This is a genomic window from Nocardia sp. NPDC004415 (assembly GCF_053602435.1).
The window spans coordinates 1-18,871 of record NZ_JBSGDP010000020.1 but is presented as its reverse complement, the minus strand read 5'-3'; the positions used below and the strand labels follow the sequence as shown (position 1 = coordinate 18,871).

Annotated in this window: 19 protein-coding genes and 1 pseudogene; 9 read left to right on the top strand and 11 right to left on the bottom strand. The window is 68.5% G+C overall.

Annotation, left to right across the window (positions count from 1 at the left end; translation table 11 throughout):
• Window positions 1–82 precede the first annotated feature (82 nt).
• Window positions 83–1,357: an FAD-dependent oxidoreductase gene (locus ACWEMY_RS12420; protein ID WP_452390086.1), complete on the top strand. Its 1,275-nt coding sequence runs from the start codon at window positions 83–85 to the stop codon at window positions 1,355–1,357.
• Here ACWEMY_RS12420 and ACWEMY_RS12415 read toward each other — a convergent pair.
• The 5 genes from ACWEMY_RS12415 to ACWEMY_RS12395 form a co-directional block, all read right to left on the bottom strand.
• On the bottom strand, window positions 1,354–2,427 hold the full coding sequence (locus tag ACWEMY_RS12415; protein WP_452390085.1) for a DUF6183 family protein: 1,074 nt from the start codon (window positions 2,425–2,427) through the stop codon (window positions 1,354–1,356). The two genes, ACWEMY_RS12420 and ACWEMY_RS12415, sit on opposite strands and share 4 nt — an antisense overlap.
• 37 nt (window positions 2,428–2,464) lie before the next feature.
• Window positions 2,465–3,949: a MutS-related protein gene (locus ACWEMY_RS12410; RefSeq protein ID WP_452390084.1), complete on the bottom strand. Its 1,485-nt coding sequence runs from the start codon at window positions 3,947–3,949 to the stop codon at window positions 2,465–2,467.
• The gene (locus tag ACWEMY_RS12405; protein ID WP_452390083.1) at window positions 3,940–4,611 is read right to left on the bottom strand and encodes a MutS-related protein; all 672 of its coding nucleotides are present in this window, start codon (window positions 4,609–4,611) and stop codon (window positions 3,940–3,942) included. The genes ACWEMY_RS12410 and ACWEMY_RS12405 overlap by 10 nt, the downstream gene beginning before the upstream one ends.
• Window positions 4,550–5,470, bottom strand: coding sequence for a hypothetical protein (locus tag ACWEMY_RS12400; RefSeq protein WP_452390082.1), 921 nt, complete (start codon window positions 5,468–5,470; stop codon window positions 4,550–4,552). The genes ACWEMY_RS12405 and ACWEMY_RS12400 overlap by 62 nt, the downstream gene beginning before the upstream one ends.
• Before the next feature lie 72 nt (window positions 5,471–5,542).
• A complete protein-coding gene (locus ACWEMY_RS12395) occupies window positions 5,543–6,118 on the bottom strand; it encodes a TetR/AcrR family transcriptional regulator (RefSeq protein WP_452390081.1) in 576 nt (191 codons plus the stop codon).
• A gap of 130 nt (window positions 6,119–6,248) precedes the next feature.
• Here ACWEMY_RS12395 and ACWEMY_RS12390 point away from each other — a divergent pair, with 130 nt between their 5' ends.
• Window positions 6,249–7,022 (top strand): amidohydrolase family protein, encoded by a 774-nt coding sequence (locus ACWEMY_RS12390; protein WP_452390080.1) that lies wholly within the window; start codon window positions 6,249–6,251, stop codon window positions 7,020–7,022.
• On the opposite strand, the gene ACWEMY_RS12385 is transcribed toward ACWEMY_RS12390, so the two are convergent.
• Together ACWEMY_RS12385 and ACWEMY_RS12380 are read right to left on the bottom strand one after the other, a co-directional pair.
• Complete coding sequence (locus ACWEMY_RS12385; RefSeq protein WP_452390079.1) at window positions 7,014–7,376, bottom strand: hypothetical protein; 363 nt, start codon at window positions 7,374–7,376, stop codon at window positions 7,014–7,016. The two genes, ACWEMY_RS12390 and ACWEMY_RS12385, sit on opposite strands and share 9 nt — an antisense overlap.
• Before the next feature lie 64 nt (window positions 7,377–7,440).
• Window positions 7,441–7,896: a tautomerase family protein gene (locus ACWEMY_RS12380; protein ID WP_452390078.1), complete on the bottom strand. Its 456-nt coding sequence runs from the start codon at window positions 7,894–7,896 to the stop codon at window positions 7,441–7,443.
• Between the two features lie 137 nt (window positions 7,897–8,033).
• Here ACWEMY_RS12380 and ACWEMY_RS12375 point away from each other — a divergent pair, with 137 nt between their 5' ends.
• From ACWEMY_RS12375 to ACWEMY_RS12360, 4 genes are all read left to right on the top strand, one after another.
• Entirely contained in the window at window positions 8,034–8,408 is a 375-nt protein-coding gene (locus ACWEMY_RS12375) for a hypothetical protein (RefSeq protein ID WP_452390077.1), read from the top strand.
• A gap of 96 nt (window positions 8,409–8,504) precedes the next feature.
• Entirely contained in the window at window positions 8,505–11,522 is a 3,018-nt protein-coding gene (locus ACWEMY_RS12370) for a Tn3 family transposase (RefSeq protein WP_452390076.1), read from the top strand.
• Window positions 11,523–11,802: 280 nt separating this feature from the next.
• Entirely contained in the window at window positions 11,803–13,320 is a 1,518-nt protein-coding gene (locus ACWEMY_RS12365) for a SulP family inorganic anion transporter (RefSeq protein ID WP_452390075.1), read from the top strand.
• Between the two features lies 1 nt (window position 13,321).
• Window positions 13,322–13,729: a MerR family transcriptional regulator gene (locus ACWEMY_RS12360; protein ID WP_452390074.1), complete on the top strand. Its 408-nt coding sequence runs from the start codon at window positions 13,322–13,324 to the stop codon at window positions 13,727–13,729.
• Here the strand turns inward: ACWEMY_RS12360 and ACWEMY_RS12355 are convergent.
• Entirely contained in the window at window positions 13,672–14,376 is a 705-nt protein-coding gene (locus ACWEMY_RS12355) for an MFS transporter (RefSeq protein ID WP_452390073.1), read from the bottom strand. The genes ACWEMY_RS12360 and ACWEMY_RS12355 overlap by 58 nt on opposite strands.
• An 86-nt stretch (window positions 14,377–14,462) precedes the next feature.
• On the opposite strand from ACWEMY_RS12355, the gene ACWEMY_RS12350 reads away from it, so the two are divergent.
• Together ACWEMY_RS12350 and ACWEMY_RS12345 are read left to right on the top strand one after the other, a co-directional pair.
• The gene (locus ACWEMY_RS12350) at window positions 14,463–15,119 is read left to right on the top strand and encodes a TetR/AcrR family transcriptional regulator (RefSeq protein WP_452390072.1); all 657 of its coding nucleotides are present in this window, start codon (window positions 14,463–14,465) and stop codon (window positions 15,117–15,119) included.
• Between the two features lie 106 nt (window positions 15,120–15,225).
• Complete coding sequence (locus ACWEMY_RS12345; RefSeq protein WP_452390071.1) at window positions 15,226–16,230, top strand: tyrosine-type recombinase/integrase; 1,005 nt, start codon at window positions 15,226–15,228, stop codon at window positions 16,228–16,230.
• Between the two features lie 35 nt (window positions 16,231–16,265).
• Here ACWEMY_RS12345 and ACWEMY_RS12340 read toward each other — a convergent pair.
• Window positions 16,266–16,397, bottom strand: a pseudogene (locus ACWEMY_RS12340) (FAD-dependent monooxygenase); the annotation flags it as partial.
• Window positions 16,398–16,502: 105 nt separating this feature from the next.
• Here ACWEMY_RS12340 and ACWEMY_RS12335 point away from each other — a divergent pair.
• Window positions 16,503–17,144 (top strand): TetR/AcrR family transcriptional regulator, encoded by a 642-nt coding sequence (locus tag ACWEMY_RS12335; RefSeq protein WP_452390070.1) that lies wholly within the window; start codon window positions 16,503–16,505, stop codon window positions 17,142–17,144.
• Window positions 17,145–17,203: 59 nt separating this feature from the next.
• Here ACWEMY_RS12335 and ACWEMY_RS12330 read toward each other — a convergent pair whose 3' ends face one another.
• Together ACWEMY_RS12330 and ACWEMY_RS12325 are read right to left on the bottom strand one after the other, a co-directional pair.
• Window positions 17,204–18,316, bottom strand: coding sequence for a DUF6183 family protein (locus ACWEMY_RS12330; protein ID WP_452390069.1), 1,113 nt, complete (start codon window positions 18,314–18,316; stop codon window positions 17,204–17,206).
• Between the two features lie 37 nt (window positions 18,317–18,353).
• On the bottom strand, window positions 18,354–18,871 hold a 518-nt coding region (locus ACWEMY_RS12325), incomplete at its 5' end, for an acyl-CoA dehydrogenase family protein (RefSeq protein ID WP_452390068.1).

The following is an 18,871-nucleotide window of genomic DNA, read 5'->3' as shown; positions in this document are numbered from 1 at the left end:
CCAGCGGTACCGGCCATCCCGTGTCCACTACCGCTGGCACCGTCTGTGAGGAGAGCATTCGACCAGGGAAAGGCAGCTGAACATGCGTGTTGTCGTGGTAGGCGGAGGTATCGGTGGGCTGGCGCTGGGTGCGGGGTTGCGCCGGATCGGCCACGAAGTGACAGTGTTCGACCGCGACAGCGATGTCGCCGCGACCGGCGGCTACCACATCACCCTCGACGAGCGAGCGCAGTCCGCACTGGCGCGACTGGTGGCACCGGAGATCATGCGCCGGCTGCTCGCCTCGGGATCGGCACTGCGCCTGCGGGATCGGGACATGCTGTGGGACTACCGCGGCCGCCTGCTCGGCTACGGCCCGGACCTGTCGGGCAGCGCGAGCATCGACGTGGACCGCATCACGCTGCGCACCCTGCTGGCCGAAGCGGTCGGCGAAGATCTGCGTCTCGGCAGGACCGTGTCCGGCGTCGGCACCGACGACGACGACGGTATGCCGCGGGTGGTCTTCGTCGACGGCACGTCGGTCACCGCGGATCTGGTGGTCGGCGCCGACGGAACCCATTCGCTCGTCGCCCGCCACCTCGCGGCGGGCTCCACCAACCGTCCGGCAGGTCTCATCGGATTCTCCGGCCGCACCCGCCTCGCCGACCTCGACCCCGCCGAACGGCAACGGCTCGGCACCCGCTCGACCATGGGCATCGGCCCCCGAGGTGCCGCGCTGTATGTCGGATTCCTCGACCCGATCGGCAACGCCGCCCTCGCCGCCCCCGAGCTGAATATGTCGATCACGACAGGCCCGACCTACATCTGGGGAGCGATGTTCCCCGAATCCGCCGACACCGACGCCCTGCGCCGACTGCACGGCAGTGCCTTGCAATCCGCGCTGATCGAAAGGTTCCGTGACCGCAAGTGGGCCCACCACACGCTGGAAGTGATCGCCCGCGCCGAACCGGCCGGTGTGGCGGCCTTCCGGTTCAACGCCGCCTCCACCCGCGCCACCGACCTCGCCCCGTGGACCGCGGGCCGCATCACCGCCCTCGGCGACGCCGTGCACGCCACACCACCCACCGCCGGAATGGGTGCAGGCGCGGCGATCCAGGACGCGGCCGACCTGGTCACCCAGCTCCGCTCCCTCTCCACCGACACCACCGACCTCCCCGCCGCGATCGGACGCTACGAAGCACAGGCCCGGCAACGCGGTGCGGCGGTCCTGACCGCGGCGATGAGAACCGTTCGCCTCATCCTGGCCACCGACACCACCCCCGGCGCCGTCGCCACCGCCACGCTCACCCCGCTCCTGGCCGCGGCCGCCCGCCTCCGACCGAACCGTCGGCGAAAGGCTGACAACGACGACATCTAGTCGGTGTCGGTGGCGGCCAGAACCGTCACGCCGGGTTCGGGCGTCAACGCGGCAATACCGATATCCCAGGCAACCCTCTCGAACCATGCGGTGGTGGCGGCGAAGGTGAACCACCGGGCATCGGCCGCGAGCCGCGCGATGTGGTCGACGGCGTCGAATTCGCCTGCGCCACACAGCGCACCGAGTGACCGCCATGCGTACAGGCGCCCATATGCGGCGCCCTCGCCGGTGTTGTAGGCACCACCGTCGGCCGCCGCGGCGAACAGAATCGACCAGACGTCGGCGGGGGTCGACTCAGTCACCGTGAGATCCGCGGTCGCGCCGTGATCGCATCGTAGGCACTCCAGTGCGAGGGTGCCGAGTAGTGCGGTGACCGCGTCCGGGGCGGGGAGATGATCGAGCGTGAACGCGCGCGCCTCGCTGCGGCCGTTGGACTCCTGTTGCCAGTTGGCGACAGCTTGTCGCACCTGATCGGCGTGAAGGGAGGTGGTGGTTTCGATGGCCGCCGGAATGCGAAGGGGAGCGCTGTTGATGGTGGACGGCAGAGCGCCGCTGCCAACTGTATGGGAAGGACGTATGTGCTCGAGAGGCATGCGTTCCAGGGGAAGTACTCGCAGCGGATGCCAGGCCCAGTGCGGAGAAGTCGCCCACTGCATGAGCTGGTCGTGCTCGGCGATGACGACACCGCGCACGATCAGCTCATGCAACAGACACCCCCGCAACTCGTCGGCGATGGGTCCCGCGACACCGGCTGCGCCGAACGCGGCCACCGCCTCCTCGTGTTTCAGCGATTCGGCCAGCCAGGTGGCGATGCGGCGAGCTCGGGCTTTCGGTGGGCGCATCACCGCCACGACTTCCAGCGCTGCCGCGACCTTCCCCGACACCGGCCGCGCCAGAATCGCCCGCAGGCACTGCGTGACGAGACGGTGGTCGCCGCCGTGGGCGGTCGCGGCCGCGCGGGCCAGTGCCACCACGAATTCGACATCGTCGAGGGCCAGCCGTTCGTCGATGCGTTCCTGGATGCCGAGGCGGGGAAGGTCTTGGACTATCCGGTCGATCTCGGCGTGCACGGCTCCAGCGTACGGAACCGCAGCGGCAGAAGGATTCTCATGGCGCGGCAGGGTTCGGCGGGAAGACCTGGTGGTAGATCTCGTCGGCGTGGCTGGTGGGTTCCGGGGCGCCGGGGGTGAGCTGGTAGGTGCGGTGGCCGTCGGGGGTGCGTCCGGCGCGCAGGAACAGGTCGGTGGGGTGGGCGGCGGCGTGGCGGTGGTGGGCGAAGTCGTAGAGGTGGGTGACGAGGACGGGTTTGACGCCGGTGTCGACGAGGGCTTCGACCAGTGGGGTGAGGATGTGGGTGGCGTCGCGTTCGCTGGTGGAGGCGAAGGATTCGTTGGACAGCAGCAGCGCGCCCGGGGTGATGTGGTCGACGACGGCGCGCATGCGCACGAGTTCGTCGACGAGTTTGCCGTAGGTCATGGTGCGGTCTTCGTCGGTGACGAAATGGGTGAAAACGCCGGTGCTGATCTCGGAGTCGAACCTCTCGGCCAGGACGAACATGCCCGCCTGCATCATGATCTGGGCGGTGCCGAGGCTGCGCAGGAACGTCGATTTGCCACCGTTGTTGGCGCCGGTGACCACCAGCAGGGAGCGCCCGGTCGCGTCGAGCTCGTTGCCGACCACGTCGCGGGCCGACAGCGCCAGAGTGAGGTCGCGCAGTCCGGCGGCGCGCAGACGAGGTGCTCCGGCCGGGTGGACGGTCGGCAGGCAGTGGGGAATCCCGGCGCGACGCAATCGGTCCGACAGGTTGAGACAGCCGAGGTAGAAGGCCAGTTCGGTGCGCAGCCGCTGGAAGAAGTCGTGGATGTGGTCGGCGGCGTAGCTGACGGTTTCGGCCAGATCGGCCAGCGCCCGGTCGCGCAACTGCACGATCGGATTGAGGGTGGGGTTGGCGTGGGCTTCGGGGTCTTCGATCGGGTGGAACGCGGCACGTCCCGAGCGCAGACCGAAGCGGGTTCTGCGCGCGGGCAGCGGGTCGTGCACGACGATGTCGGCGATCTTGTTGCCCAGGCCCAGGCTCGCCCCGAGATGGATGCCGTGGTCGAAATGTAAAGCGGTCAGGTGTTTTTCGACGGTGTCGAGGTAATCGTCGTCGAAGTGTTCGGTCACGGTGGCGGTGAGGCCGCGCAGGCCCGCCGAGGTGAAGGTGTGTGCGCGGCAGTGGGCGCGCAGCCTGCGCAGGTAGGTGAGTAGTTCGGTGAACGGTGGCAGCGACAGGACCAGTTTTCCGCCCGCGCGCCGACCGCCACCGGCGGGCCAGCGCCGGATACGGGTCGGTGCGACCGCGATCCGGTAGAGCTCGCGGACCGCGTCGGGCTGCGCCCAGCAGTCAGCCAGCACGTCGTGCCGGTAGGCGATGGTGTCGATGTCGGTGAGTGTGGCCGGTACCGTCGCGCGGACGGTGTCGAGGATGAGTGGGTCGCCGTCGGCCATTGCGGTGAACAGCGATTCCAGACCCAGGTCGGTGACGAGGTGGTCACCGTTGACGGCGGTGCCGGGCACCCGGTCGGGCGGGTGCAGCAGGTTCACTCGCATGCGGTCATCCTCACGGTGACGAGATCGTAAGTGAGCCCGTAGCGTTCGGCGAGGACCACCGCGTGTGCGTTGCCGTCGGCTGCGCGGCGTTCGATCCGGAATGCCCGCCGGGCCGGGTCGTCGGGGTCGGTGGCCGCGACCATGCTGACCGTTTCCGGCCGGGTGGCGGCGAGTTCGTCGAAGAACGTCACCCACACCGCCATCGAACCGGCGGCGATGATCTTGTCGAGGACCCGGCGGCCGATCCGGACGGCGTCGGCGGTGCTGGTCGAACTGAAACTCTCGTTGAGGATGAGCAGGCTGTCGGCGGTGGCGTGGTCGAGAGTGTCGCGGACACGGTCGAGTTCGGCCAGCAGGCGTCCGTCGGCGTCGGTGGCCTGTTCGGCACGCTCGAAATGGGTGGTCAACCGGTCGGGCAGGGTCAGGCGGGCCGTACGTGCCGGGACCGGGCAGCCGAGCGCGGCCAGGTAGGCGAGCTGGCCGATCATGCGGGCGAAGGTGGTCTTCCCGCCCTGATTGGGGCCGGTGACCACCAGGACCCGTTCCGGCCCGGACAGCGTGAAGTCGTTGCACACCAACGGTTGCGCAGACCCGCCCGGCTTACCGGCCAGCGCGAGGTCGAAGGCGTCTTCGGCGCCGAGGTCCGTGCCGTCGGTGACCACGGCCGGCAGTGACAGGGGCGCGCTGACGGTGGCGGCGAAGTCGAGATAGCGCAGATAGAAATGGATCTCGCGGTCGAAGGTGACGACAGCGGGGTTCGAGGAACTGTGCGTGCCGGTCGGCGAAGCCGGCCAGGCGTGCGAACGGTTCGGGGAACAGGCCCGCGACACGGTCGAGGATCTGTTCTTCCATCTGGTTCATGTCCGGCCACTCGGGTTGCGGACGCAGCGGCGGCGGGGGACCGGCACCGAAACGGGCGAGCAGCCCCGACACGGTGGCGCTGTAGTCGGTGTCGCTGTCGTCGGGCCCGACGTCGATCGTGTCGGTATCGAGAACGCGGATGCTGTAGCGGACGGCGGCGAGGGCTTGCTGTGTCGTGTGCACATCCTCGGCGAGAGTGCGGATCACCGGACCTTCGACGGCCTCGGTGACCGTGTCGCGCCATCGACGCAATGCCCTCGACGAGAGTGTGAGCGCGGGCAGCGCTTCGGCCATCGTGGTGAGGGCGGCGAGGTAGTCGGCGGCGGCGTCGAGATGCCAACGCTGGCACTGTCGCGGATGCTGGAGCCGGGCAGCACCGGCTACGCGTCGGCGCACCCGCCGCATTCCGGCCGCGAAATCGTCGAGAACGGTGCGGACCTCGATGTCGGCCAGATCGGCGAACACTTCCTGACGGAATCGCACCGTGTCGGGATCGCAGACCGGGTGGCGCAGCAGCGCGGTGAGCCCGAACTCGTCGGGCGCACCCGCGATCGCGGCGATCACCTGGTCGAGCCGCAGATCCGTGACGGTCGCGTCGTCGACGACCATCGCCGCGACGGCCGAGGGATCCGTCGGCCAGACCACGCTGTCCGCGCGCATCGACGCCCTCCCTCCGCTGTGCCGTCGGCACCCGTCACGCAGGCTAGGGAGCGGCGCCGTGATCGTCAAGGATCAGGCGGGCAGCGCCGCGGTGAACACCACCTCGAGTTCATCGATGACATCGTCGAGCGCCGCCGTCGACCGGTTCACCCGGCACAGGATCACCGCACCCTCGACCGCCGCGATCGCCATCGTCGCCAGGCGTCGCGCGCGCTCCGGTTCCACCCCGTCGGTTTCGATCGCGGTGACCAGCCCGGTATGCCAGCGCTGGATGATCGCCGCGACCGATGGTTGCAGATGCTCGTCGTCGGGCGAGCTGCCCACCGCCACCGACACCACCGGGCATCCGGCCGCGAAATCGGACTGCGCCAGCAGGGTGTTCCAGAACTGCCCGAACTGCCGCAGGGTCACGACCGAGTTCTGCGCCGCGGTCTGCTCGATGATGGCGCCGATGGTGTCACCGGCCAGCGTCAGCGATTCGGTCATGATCTGCGCGCGGCCACCGGGGAAATGGTGATACACCGACCCCCGGGGTGCGTCGCTGCGCGCCAGCACGGCGTCGATGGTCACCCCGGCCGCGCCGCGCTCGCGCAGCAACTCGACGGCGCTGTGCAGCATTCGCTGGCGGGTGTTGGTGCGGGCTCCCACGACGGTGGCACTCCTGACAGACGAACGGGTCCGGACCTCGCTATGCTACCTCGCATAGTCCCTGCTCCTGGCCGCCGGACCGGTAGGTTGAGCGGAAACCACCTGTACTCTCCGCGCGAAGGACCACCACGTGAACCGGCCGGTGTTCGACGCCCACCTCCACATCATCGACCCCGCCTACCCGCTGGTGGAGAACGACGGATATCTGCCCGAACCGTTCACTGTCAGCGACTATCAGGCGCGGATCGCCGGGCTGGGCATCGCCGGCGGCGCGGTCGTGTCGGGTTCATTCCAGGCCTTCGACCAGGACTATCTGATCGATGCGCTGCGGGTACTCGGCCCCTCCTATGTCGGTGTCACCCAGACCCCCGCCGACACCAGCGACGCGCGGATCCTCGCCCTGCACGAGGCGGGCGTGCGGGCGGTGCGGTTCAATGTGCGCCGCGGTGGCTCGGCCGGTCTGGACGATCTCGACCGCCTCGCCCGCCGCGTCCACGACCTGGCCGGTTGGCACACCGAGCTCTACATCGACGCCCGCGCGACCGCCGACCTCGCCGACCGCCTCACCGCCCTGCCCGCCGTGAGCATCGACCACCTCGGACTCCACGCCGACGGCCTCGACGACCTCCTGCGGCTGGTCGAACGCGGTGTGAAGGTCAAAGCGACCGGCTTCGGCCGTATCGATCTGGACCCGGCCGCGGCGATCACCGCCATCATGCGAGTCGACCCCACTGCACTCATGGTCGGCACCGACTTACCGTCCACCCGAGCACGCAGGCCCTTCGAGAACACCGATTTCGCGATCGTCGAAAGCGCACTAGAACCCGATCAGGTATCGGCGGTCTTCTGGGACAACGCCGCCGCCTTCTACCTCCGCGACCCCCGCGAGCCCAGGTCAGTGTGATCGGTGGGCATACAGCGCGGCCTGGTCGATGACACCCCAGACGCGGACCTCGAAGCGGTACTCGCCGGGGAGCGGTTCGAGCAGGCCCTCGACCGCGTGGATTCCGGGTACGGGGGTGCGCACCGGGTGCAGGCCGAGGGCACGGCCCCATTGATCGACGACCCAGCCGGGGTGGTGCGGAAGGTGGGTTCCGGCTTGGCCTTCGATGGACAGAACTGCTTCCATGTCGGTGTCGTCGGTCACCGACGGGGCGACGAACCAGGTCAGCGGGAGCAAGCCTGAGGTTCGGCCGAGTTCGTTGAGGTGGGTGGCGACTGCCGCCTCGATGGCCGCGCTCAGCTGAGTCAGGTGCATGACAGTCATCTTGCTCCGGGTCCCGCGGTCGCGATGTGGCAGCCCGGGCTCGTCGTTGCCCGGATCAGGCTGTGGTGGGCGACTTTTCGCGTTCGGCGGCCGACGTGGCCTTGAGAGCCTCGAAGCGGACGACCGCGCCGGCCGCGCCCCAGCTGCCTTCGGGGATCTCGCGGATCAGTGTCCACACGTGCAGTGCCTGTGCGCTGTTCGGGTCGAGTCCGGCGGCGGTGACCACGGCGGTGTGGACGTCGGCGATGAGTCCTTCCTTGCGGCGAGCGGACAGGGCACCTTCGGGGACGGTGATCTCTATGCGGAAGCGGGGGCTGCCGCCGCCACGTCCACCGACCGCGAGCTGTTCGGCGTCGATCTCGTGGAAGTACACCCAGGTGATCTCGCGGAAGAACTCGGTGTCGGGGGCGCCTTCCCAGCGCAGCAGGATCGTGGCGAGCTCGTCGAGCAGCTGGGGGCGAACGGTGTCGGGGATGGAACCGCGGACGGCGGTGACATCGATCATCGGCATGGAGGACTCCTCGGTATGGGGGACCAGACTGCTATGCAGTATTGCATAACACTTAGGAAGTGCGACAGGTTGCGACGGCCTAGGCCGAGAGGTGCGTTTCGGCGCATGTCGAAGAGAATCGAGCACACCTTCACCCGGTGAGCGTGGTCGACGAGCGCAGTGCGCTCGATCCGCCGGTTTCGTTGTACGACCATGCTCTACGGCTACATCAGCTCGATCCCGGACAGCCGCTTCCCCGTGGTGGTGAGCCATATCCGCCCGGCGCCGTGCCGGCGGTCGATCCACCCAGGCCGGACTACACGGAACTGAAGTCCGCCGCGGTATCGGTGCTCCAGGACTATCTCGCTGATCCGTCCTCGCTCCCGAGCGACCTGCACGACCGACTCGGACGGCTCAGCCCGGGTTATCCGTATGTCGAGGGAATCCTCGAGGAACTTTCGCTCGAACCCTCGCCCCGACTCGGGGTTCCGGTAGTAACCGCCGAAAAACCAACGGATATGCGTAGCCGGTAGCCGTTCGCTGGTGAGACAGGGTTCAGCCTGCGGTGGTGGCTGATTGCTGGTTGGCTTGGCTCCCAACGCTATTGGCTGGTGTGGGAGGTGGGGTTCGTGGCGACGCGGGTGTTCGCGGATGAGGAGTTGGCGCGTCTGCGGGAGTTCCCGGAGATCGGTCGTGAGGAGTTGTTCCGGTTCTTCACGCTCTCTCCGGCGGATTTGGCGTTCGTCGATCCTGGTCGCGGTCGTGGTCCGGCCGATCGGCTGGGTATCGCGATCGCGTTGTGCACGTTGCCGTGGCTGGGGTTCGTGCCAGATCGGGTGGTGACTGCTCCGCCGGTCGCGGTAGCGCGGTTGGCCGAGCAGCTGCGGGTCGATGGCACTGAGATCCGTTCCTACGGCCGCCGCGCTCAGACCCGCACCGACCATCTGTGGCTGGTCGCGCAGTACCTCGGGTGGCGGGCGGCGGGTGCGCTCGAACTCAAGGAGCTCGGCGAGTTCCTGCTCGCGCGGGCGATGGAGCATGATTCCCCGACTCTGCTGTTCCGGTTGGGGTGTGAGTACCTGATCTCGGCGCGAGTGATCCGCCCCGGTCCGGTGAGCATGGTCGAACGCGTCGCCCATGCCCGCGAGCAGGCCCAGCGCGAAACCTACGATCGCCTGGCGCACGAGTTCAGCCCGGCCCGCTGCGCTGAGCTGGATGCGCTGCTGGTCACCGATGCCTCGTTGGGGGTTTCGCGGTTGCGGTGGTTGTCGACCGGGCCGGTGGAGGCGTCGGCGGCCGCGGTGCGTGCCGAGGTCGACAAGCTGGCGTTCCTGCGCGGACTGGGCGCGGATCGCCTGGATATGTCGGTGCTGCCCGCCGAGCGGCGGCGGTTCCTGGCCACGATGGGGCGCCGGTTGACCCCGCAGGCGCTCGAACGCCGGGACCCGCAGCGCCGGTACCCAATCCTGCTCACGGTGTTGGCACAGTCCGGTACCGACGTGCTCGACGAGGTCGTGGCGTTGTTCGATCAGGCGATCTCGGCGAAGTTCGGTGCCGCCGAACGCCGAATGCAGCAGGAACTGGCCGAACGCGGCAAATCCGGCGAGGACCGCCAGGGGTTGCTCGACGACCTGCTGGCGATTGTCACCGATCCGGCGGTGGCCGATGAGGAGATCGGCGCGCTGATCCGTGGGGAGAAGATCGGGTGGGAGCGGTTGCGGGCGGCGATCGCGCAGGCCAGGCCCCGGTTGCCGCGTGATCACGGGCATCTGGCCGCGCTGGATTCCTCCTACAACTACCTGCGCCAGTTCACTCCCGCGGTGCTGTCGACGGTCGGTTTCGCCGGCGGGACGGCCGCGTCCGAGCTGCTGATCGCGGTCGCGATGCTGCGCGAGCTCAACGCCACCGGGCGCCGCAAGGTCTTCGACGAGGCCCCCACCGGGTTCGTGCCCACGAAGCGGCGCGGATACCTCGATGCGGCGCGAAAGCCCGGCAGCGCCACGGCGTATCGGCACTACTGGGAGCTGTGCGTGCTGCTCGGGTTGCGTGACGGGTTGCGCAGCGGGGACGTGTACGTGCCGGGCTCACGCCGGTATGCCGATCCGGCCGCCTACCTGCTCACGCCCGAGCAGTGGGCTCCGCAGCGTAGCGAGTTCTGCCGCCTGGTCGGGCGCTCGGCCGACCCTGGCGTCGCCCTGGCCGCCGTGGTCGACGAGCTGCACGGCGCGGTCGGTGAACTCGAGGCGGTGCTCGCCGGGGGTGAGGGGCCGGTGCGGCTGGACGACGAGTCCGGGGATCTGATCATTTCCCCGTTGACCGCCGAAGACGTTCCGGCGGAAGCTGTCTCGCTCAAGGCCGAGCTGACCGAGATGTTGCCGTTCGCGCCGATCGTGTCGCTGTTGATCGAGCTGGACAAACGCACCGGCTACCTGGACTGCTTCACTCACGCGAGCGGGAAACAGGCCCGCACCCCGGAGTTGAAACGCAATCTGATCGCGGTGCTGCTGGCGCACTCGACGAACCTGGGTTTGGCGCGGATGGCTGAGGCCTGCGGCATCTCCTACGACATCCTGTCCTGGACCGACGAGTGGTATGTGCGCGAGGAGACTCTGCGCGCGGCCAACCTCGCGATCGTCGACTACCACCAGCGACTCCCGCTCACACCCGTGTTCGGCGCAGGCACGCTGTCGTCGAGCGACGGGCAGCGGTTCCCCACGCGCGGGAAGTCGACCACCGCGCGGCCGATGAGTCGCTACTTCGCAGACCAGGGCCTGTCGACCTATACCCATGTCACCGACCAGCACGCCACCTACGGCACCAAGGTGATCGTGGCGACCAAACGCGAAGCCCACTACGTGCTCGATGAGATCCTGGGCAATGCCACCGATCTGCCGATCACCGAACACGTCACCGACACCCACGGGGTCACCCTGGTCAACTTCGGCCTGTTCGACCTGCTCGGGATGCAGCTGTCTCCGAGGATTCGGGACTTGGGCCGCATCACCCTCTACCGGCCGGGTCCGCGCGCGGTCGCCGAGGACCGGTTCCCGCACGCGGGCCCGTTGATGACCCGGAAAGCGAACCTCGATCTGGTCGCCGAGCACTGGGACGACCTGCTCCGGTTGGCCGGCTCGTTGAAGTTCGGGCACGCTACCGCTTCCCTACTCGTCGGCAAGCTTTCCGCCTCCGGGCGCCAGAACACCCTGGCCGCAGCATTGAAGGAGTACGGGGCGCTGCGGCGCACCATCTACGCCGCGAAATACCTTTCCGACCCGGACTACCGGCGCAAGATCTCCCGCCAGCTCAACAAGGGCGAATCCCTGCACGCGCTACGCCGCGACCTGCTCTACGCCCACGAGGGCATGATCCGGGCTCGCCAGCTCGCCGACCAGACCGAGCAGGCGTGGTGTCTGACCCTGGCCACCAACGCCGTGATCGCCTGGACCACCGAGTACTACGGGCTCGCTGTGGAACAGATGCGCCGGTCCGGGCAGCGCATCGACGACGAAGTGCTGGCCCACATTTCCCCGGCGCACAGTGCCAACATCAACTTCTTCGGCGCGATCGAGGTCGACATCGACGCCGAGCTGGCCCAGCTCGGACCGACCGGGTATCGGCCGCTGCGGGTGCGCGACACTCTGTTCTGAACGGCCACCGCACCGGGGACGAACGGTGATGGCGGTGCGGCGGCGGTGAGAGGTAGGACACGATCGGCCGTTCCCGCTTGCCACTCTACCCTCCTGTAAGGGTAGAGTTTGGATCGCTGAGTGGTAGCTGATGTGTCCCGCGGCGTAGCCGATGCGATCGGCTCGTCACCCGTGACGGGGTCATCCACTCGCGTTCCCGACGACTTTCTCCCCGGCGACCGCTTTTCACGTTGCCCGGGTGCGCCCGCGTGCGCGTGAGCCCATGGAATGGAGTTTCCCGATGGTGTCGACGACACAGCGGCCGACCGACGCGGCTTCGGTACTGGCCGCGTTGCGCAGCCCGGCACGACTACGGACCGAGATATTGGCCGGTTTGGTGGTCGCGCTGGCGCTGATCCCCGAGGCGATCTCGTTCTCCATCATCGCCGGAGTGGACCCGAGCGTCGGGCTGTTCGCCTCGTTCACCATGGCGGTGACCATCGCGATCGTCGGTGGCCGCCGGGCGATGATCTCCGCCGCGACCGGTGCGATCGCGCTGGTGATCGCACCGGTGGTCCGCGAGCACGGCCTGGACTATCTGATCGCCACGGTCATCTTGGCCGGCGTGCTGCAGATCGTGCTCAGCGTGGTCGGCGTCGCGCGGCTGATGCGGTTCATTCCGCGCAGCGTGATGGTCGGGTTCGTCAACGCGCTGGCCATCTTGATCTTCACCGCCCAGATCCCGCACCTGCTCGGGGTGCCGTGGCTGGTTTATCCGATGGTCGCGATCGGCATCGTGATCATGGTGTTGCTGCCCAAGGTGTCGCATGTGGTTCCGGCGCCGCTGGTGGCCATCGTGCTGCTCACCGCCGCCACCATCGTGTTCTCGCTCAACGTGCCAAACGTGGGCGACGAGGGCGAGTTGCCGTCGAGTCTGCCGACCTGGCTGATCCCCGACGTCCCGTTCACCCTCGAAACGTTGAGCATCATCGCGCCCTACGCGCTGGCGATGGCCCTGGTCGGGCTTCTCGAATCGCTGATGACGGCCAAGCTGGTCGACGACATCACCGACACGCATTCGGACAAGACCCGTGAGGGCTGGGGTCAGGGCGTGGCCAATGTCGTGACCGGGTTCTTCGGCGGCATGGGTGGTTGCGCGATGATCGGCCAGACCATGATCAATGTGAAGTCCTCCGGCGCACGCACCCGCATCTCGACGTTCCTGGCCGGTGTGTTCCTGCTGGTCCTGGTCGTCGGGCTCGGTGATGTGGTCGCGTTGATCCCGATGGCGGCACTGGTCGCGGTGATGATCATGGTCTCGGTCGGCACGATGGACTGGCATTCGATCTCCCCGAAGACCTTGCGGCGCATGCCGATCGCCGAAACCACCGTCATGGTGGTCACCGTCGCGGTCACCGTGGCGACGCACAATCTCGCCTACGGCGTCATCGCCGGCGTGCTCACCGCGATGGTCGCGTTCGCGCACAGGGTCGCGCACTTCACCGAGGTGGACAAGGTCTCCGAGTCCGACACCGACCACGACGGGGCGATCGACACCCGCGTCTACAAGGTGCGCGGCGAATTGTTTTTCGCCTCGAGCAACGACCTGGTCTACCAGTTCGACTACGTGGACGATCCGGCCAATATCGTGATCGACATGTCGGATGCACACATCTGGGACGCCTCGACTGTGGCGACCCTGGACGCGATCAGCACCAAGTACGCCGCCAAGGGCAAGAACGTGGAGATCATCGGGCTCAACGCCGCCTCGGAAGCTCGCCACGACAGGTTGTCCGGGCACCTGGTCGGCGGGCACTGAGGTGGGAACCGACACCAGCGGCTACCTACAGATCGGGCAGGTCGCCGAGCGGACCGAGTTGTCGGTGAAGTCGATCCGCCACTGGGACGAGGTCGGGCTGGTTCAGCCCTCGGCCCGTTCCGGTGGAGGGTTTCGTCTCTACACCGAGGCCGATGTCGATAGGATGCTGGTCATCCGCCGCATGAAGCCGCTCGGCTTCACCCTCGCGGAGATGAAGCAGTTGCTCGAGGCGATCGAGGTCCTCGACGACGCCTCGGCTGAGCCTGCCGCGCGTGCGGCGGCGCAGGCGGATCTGCTCGCGTTCCGCGAGAAGGCCGCCGACAGCGCCGAACGTCTGCGGCGGCATCTGGCTTATGCCGAGGAGTTCACCGACTTGCTCACCACACGCTCCTGGGAATCTTCGGCATGACCTGACTGCTCGCCGCCGTAAGACGCGTGTTTCCCGGTGGGGTCGTCGATCCGGATGAGGAAGAGCCCGGCGAGGATGGTGGCCGCGATCGCGGCGGCGAGTAGGTATCCGGTGGTGATGGAGGTGGCGGCCATCAGCGGCCCGAACACCAGCGGGGATCCGAACTGGCCGGTGAACATGGCCGTGCCTGACAACGAGGTCGCCTGGCCGCGCCGCGTCGCCGGTGGTGTTTCGCCGATGAGCACGGTGATCACCGGCAGCAGTAGCCCGTTGCCGATGCCGAACAAGGCCGACGCGGCGAACACCGGTGCCGGGTGCGCGACCAGGCCCAGCACGAGGAAAGCGCCGATCAACCACCCCGGCGTCGAGGCCAGCCCACCAACCAGGCTCGCGACGGTGAACAACAGCAGCCCGGCGAGGAAGACCCGCTTGCGGCCGAACACGTCGGCCAGGCGGCCACCGACCAGCAGCAGGCCCGCGAATACCAGCGCATAGGCGTTGACCACCCACGCGAGCCCGGTGTCGCTGAAGCCGAGTGACGTTCGTATCGACGGCAGAGCGACATTCACCACCGAGATGTCGAGCACCACCATGAACTGCGCCGCGCACACCACCGTGAGCAGCGCGGCCGCGCGCGCCGGTGCCATCGCCGCCTTCTCGTTTGTGCCGGGTCGCCGCACACCCACCTCCAAGTTGATACATTTGTATCCGATACATCTGTATCACCGACTTCATGGTGATGTCGAGAGAGGTGACCGTGCCCCGAACCGTGGATCACGCCCAACGCCGCGCCCAGCTCGCCGACGCAGTGGTGGCCGTCGCCGCCCGCTCGGGCCTACACGCGGTCACCATCCGCGCCGTGGCCGCCGAGGCCGGGGTTTCGCTGCGGTTCGTGCAGTACTACTTCCCGACCAAGGCCGAACTGCTCGTCGGCACCCTCAACCACCTCGAAACCCTCAGCCACCGCCGCTGGAACCGTCGCCTGGCCGGCCTGCCCGATCCGCCACCGGCTCGCGCACTGATCGAGGCCTTCTGCGCCGAAGCCCTGCCCACCGATACCGCCAGCCGCGCCTTCCACCTCGTCGGCACCTCGTATGCGGTGCTGGCCATGACCGACCCCGACCTGGCCCAGCACCCCTTCGTTGCAGGCATCGATCGACTCGAACACCAACTTGCCCAAGCGCTCTCACGCGCGCAGACGCACCGGGAGATCCCCGGCGGCATCGACGTCACCGCCGAGGCGATCCGGCTGGTCATGCTCACCCACGGTCTGAGCACCAGCGTGCTGATCGGCCAGCACAGCCCCGACACCGCCCTTGCGGTGCTGACCGACCACCTGGACCGGCTGTTCGATACCACCGCCGGGACGAACCCGCCGAGCCCCGGATAACGGGCTGTTATCCCGGGTATCGTGAGACTCGACCTGCGGCGGACCCGTCGCGGCGAATACACGAAGCGACCCCGTTATCCGGGGCAAGCCGGAAACGGGGGAACCGATGGCCGCGAAGGTGACCCGGCTACGCACCGCCCCAACCCGCACCCTGCGCACCGCCGGCGAAGCATTCCTCGACACGATCGGCTCGGCGAACACCCGCCGCTCCTACGGCATCGCCATCGTCAAGACCGTCGACGCGATCGACGGCAGGGGCCCCGACGGGCTGAACGGGCCCAGCCGTGCCCTGGACTCGATCACCGACGCCGAAGTCGGTGCGGCGCTGGAAACCCTGTGGGGCAGCGCGGCCGTGAACACGTGGAACGCGCGCCGCGCCGCAGTCGGCAAATGGCTGAGCTGGTGTGCCGAGCAGGGCTGGACCGCGCCGACGCTCCCGGCCTCGGCCAGGCGGTCGACGCCGCCGGACTCCGAGACCCCGGCCCGCTCACGGACCGCGATCGATCGGCTCATCGCCCGCCGCGAGATCCACGTGCGGGAGAAGACGCTGTGGCGGATGCTGTATGAAACCTGCGCCCGCGCAGAGGAACTACTCCAGCTCAACATCGAAGACCTCGACCTAGCCGCCCGCAGCGCAGCCGTGAAGTCCAAGGGCGCCAAACCCCGCACCCGCCGTCGCGGACCCGCTCACCACGAACACGTGCTCGAGACCGTGTACTGGGACGCGGGCACCGCCCGCCTGCTGCCCCGGCTCATCCGCGGCCGCACTCGCGGCCCGGTGTTCGTGGGCCACCGCCGACCGGGGCCCGGCAAGTACCTCGCCGACCGCGACGTCTGCCCCGACACCGGCCTGGCCCGGCTGTCCTACGACCAAGCCCGCGACCTGCTCGACGCCGCCACCGCGGTCGACGGGCCCGGAACCGGCTGGGATCTGCACGAACTGCGCCACTCCGGCTTAACCCACCTCGGCGAATCCGGGGCCAGCCTGCTGGAACTGATGGCCAAGTCCCGCCACCGCAAGGCCGAGAACCTGCGCCGCTACTTCAAACCATCCCCGCAGGCGATGCGCGGGCTCACCGCGCTACTCGGCCCGGACGCCAACCGGCGCTGACCAGCAGCTACGCCATATCCGTTGATTTTTCGGCGGTTACTACTGGGACCCCTACTCGGTGCGGGCAGGCGTTCGAGCACGATCGCCCGGATTCCGGCCAGGCCCAGTTCGCAGGCCAGCATCAGTCCGTTCGGGCCTGCGCCACTGATCACGACATCGGCGGTCACGGGTGACTCTCTTTCGCTGGGAGGCGGGTGTGGTTTCGAGGCTAGACCGAAAAGATGCGTGCACGCAATATTGCGCACACGCAGAAATAATGGAATACTGGGCCGATGACGACACGACGGACCGGCCTGCGCGAGCAGAAGAAACAGGCCACCCGGGCGGCCTTGTCGGCAGCAGCCCTGCGGCTGGCCCTCGAACACGGACCCGACAATGTGCGCGTCGATGACATCGCCGAGGCCGCCGGCGTCGCACCCCGGACCTACAACAACTATTTCTCCAGCCGCGAACAGGCGATCGTCGCCGCCGTCACCACCGAACGGGAAACACGCATCGCCGCCGCGGTGACCGCCCGCCCCGATGCTCCCCTCGCCGACGCGGTCATCGACGCGATCGCCGAGCAGTACCTCCCACACAGCGAATCCGGCCGCGACACACTCCTGCTGATCACCACCCACCCCGCGCTGCGCACCGCCTACGTCCAGGCCACCGCCGCGATCGAAGACCCCCTCGCCGCAGCCATCGCCGAACGTCTCGGCGCCACCGACCGGCACACCGCCCGCGTACTCGCCGCCGCAGCCCTTGCCGCGGTCCGGATCGCCCTCGACCAATCGCTGCAGCCGGCGCCCGTGGCCGCCGGCCTCGTCGTCCCGACCGGACCGTTGCCGGATCTCCTGCGCACAACCCTCGCCCCGCTGGTCCCGGCCTTCGCCGCCGCCGAACGTCGGGCCACCGGCTGGTCCGGCGGATGATCACACCGGGTGGCTACCCAGCACTGGTCTCGCCCGGGCGTCACCGGGGACGGCGCTGTTCAGTCGGTGTCGGTGGCCGCGAGGATCGACATCCCCGGTTCCGGGGTGAGCGCGACGATGCCGAGGTCCCAGGCGACACGTTCGAACCAGTCCGTGTCGGCTTCGAAAGTGAACCAGTGGGTGTCGCTCGCACGGGCGATGATCTGGTCGACGGTGTCGAATTCGGTGGCGCCGCACAGCGCGCCGAGTGAACGCCAGGCCGCGAGACGGCCGTAGGCGGCGCCGTCGCCGGAGTTGTAGGCGCCGCCGTTGGCCGCGGCGCCGAACAGGATCGACCAGACGCGCGCCGGGGTCGAGGCGGTGACGGCGAGAGCGGTGGCCGCGGGATGACCGGCGTGCAGACATGCCAGTTCGAGCGAGTCCAGCAGGGCCGCGGCGACTGCCGGGTCGGGGCGGTGACTCAGCCGGTAGGTCCGGATCTCGGTGCGGCCGTTGGACTCCCGCTGCCAGTTCGATACCGCCGATTCGAGCTGGGCCACCTGTGCGGGTGTCGTCGTCTCGGTGGCGGACGGGACGGGGAGACGGGCTTGTCTGTTCAGCGCGGGCGAACCGTCGGTGCTGGACGGCTTTCCGACGCTGGACCCCCTCCGGCTGTACTGGCGCAGTGCCGGTGCGTGCTCGAACATGGTGGGTTCGAGGGGTAGGGCGCGCAGCGGATGTCCCGCCCAGTGCGCGGACTCCGCCCACCGCCGGATCTGTTCGTGCTCGGCCACGACGACCCCGCGCAGGATCAGTTCGTGCAGCAGGCATGCCCGCAGTTCGTCGGCGATCGGTCCGGCGAGCCCGGCAGCGCCGAACGCGGCCACCGCGTCGTCGTGGCCCAGCGAACCGGCCACCAGGGCGGCGATGCGCCGCACCCGTTCCTTGCGCACCCGCATCACCGCCACGACCTGCAACGCAGCGCTCGCCCCGCCGGGCGCGGCCAGCAACGCCCGCACCGCGTAGTCGACGAGGTACTGGTCCGGGCCGTGCGCGGTGGCGAGAGCTTCGGCCAGCGACACCACGAACCCGAAGTCGCCCTCGGCGACGCGCTCGTCCACGAATTGCTGTGATTCGGCGTCGAATTGGTCGCGCGCGACCACCCGGACGATCCGCTCGATCTCGGTATACACGAGCCCAGCTTACGGAGCGGATCGACCGGGAGTCAGCTCAGATTTCCACCATCTGGTGGTCACCGAGGTGGCCGGTGAGGTAGCGGAGGTGGTCGCTGGTGTCGCCGAGGGTGTGTTCGATGGCGGTGAGGCGGGCGGTGTAGTGGCCGACCGGGTATTCGGCGGTCATGCCGATGCCGCCGTGGAGCTGGATGGCTTCCTGGCCGATGTGTCTGCCGGACCGGCCGATACGCAGTTTCGCGCGGGCGGCGACCATCGGGTCGGCGATGCCGTCGGCCAGTGACATCGACGCGTACAGGCTCATGCTGCGTGCCAGTTCGAGTGAGACATACATGTCGGCGGCGCGGTGTGTCAGCGTCTGGAAGGTGCGCAGCGGGACCCCGAATTGTTTGCGGGTCTGCAGGTAGTCGGTGGTGAGGCGCAAGGCCTCGGCCATGGCGCCGACTGCTTCGGCGCCGAGCGCGGCCTGCGCGGTGACGATCGCGTCGGCGATCACCGCGGAGGTGTCGACGGGTTCGCCGAGGGGTTCGGCCGCGGCGCAACCGGATTCGCGCA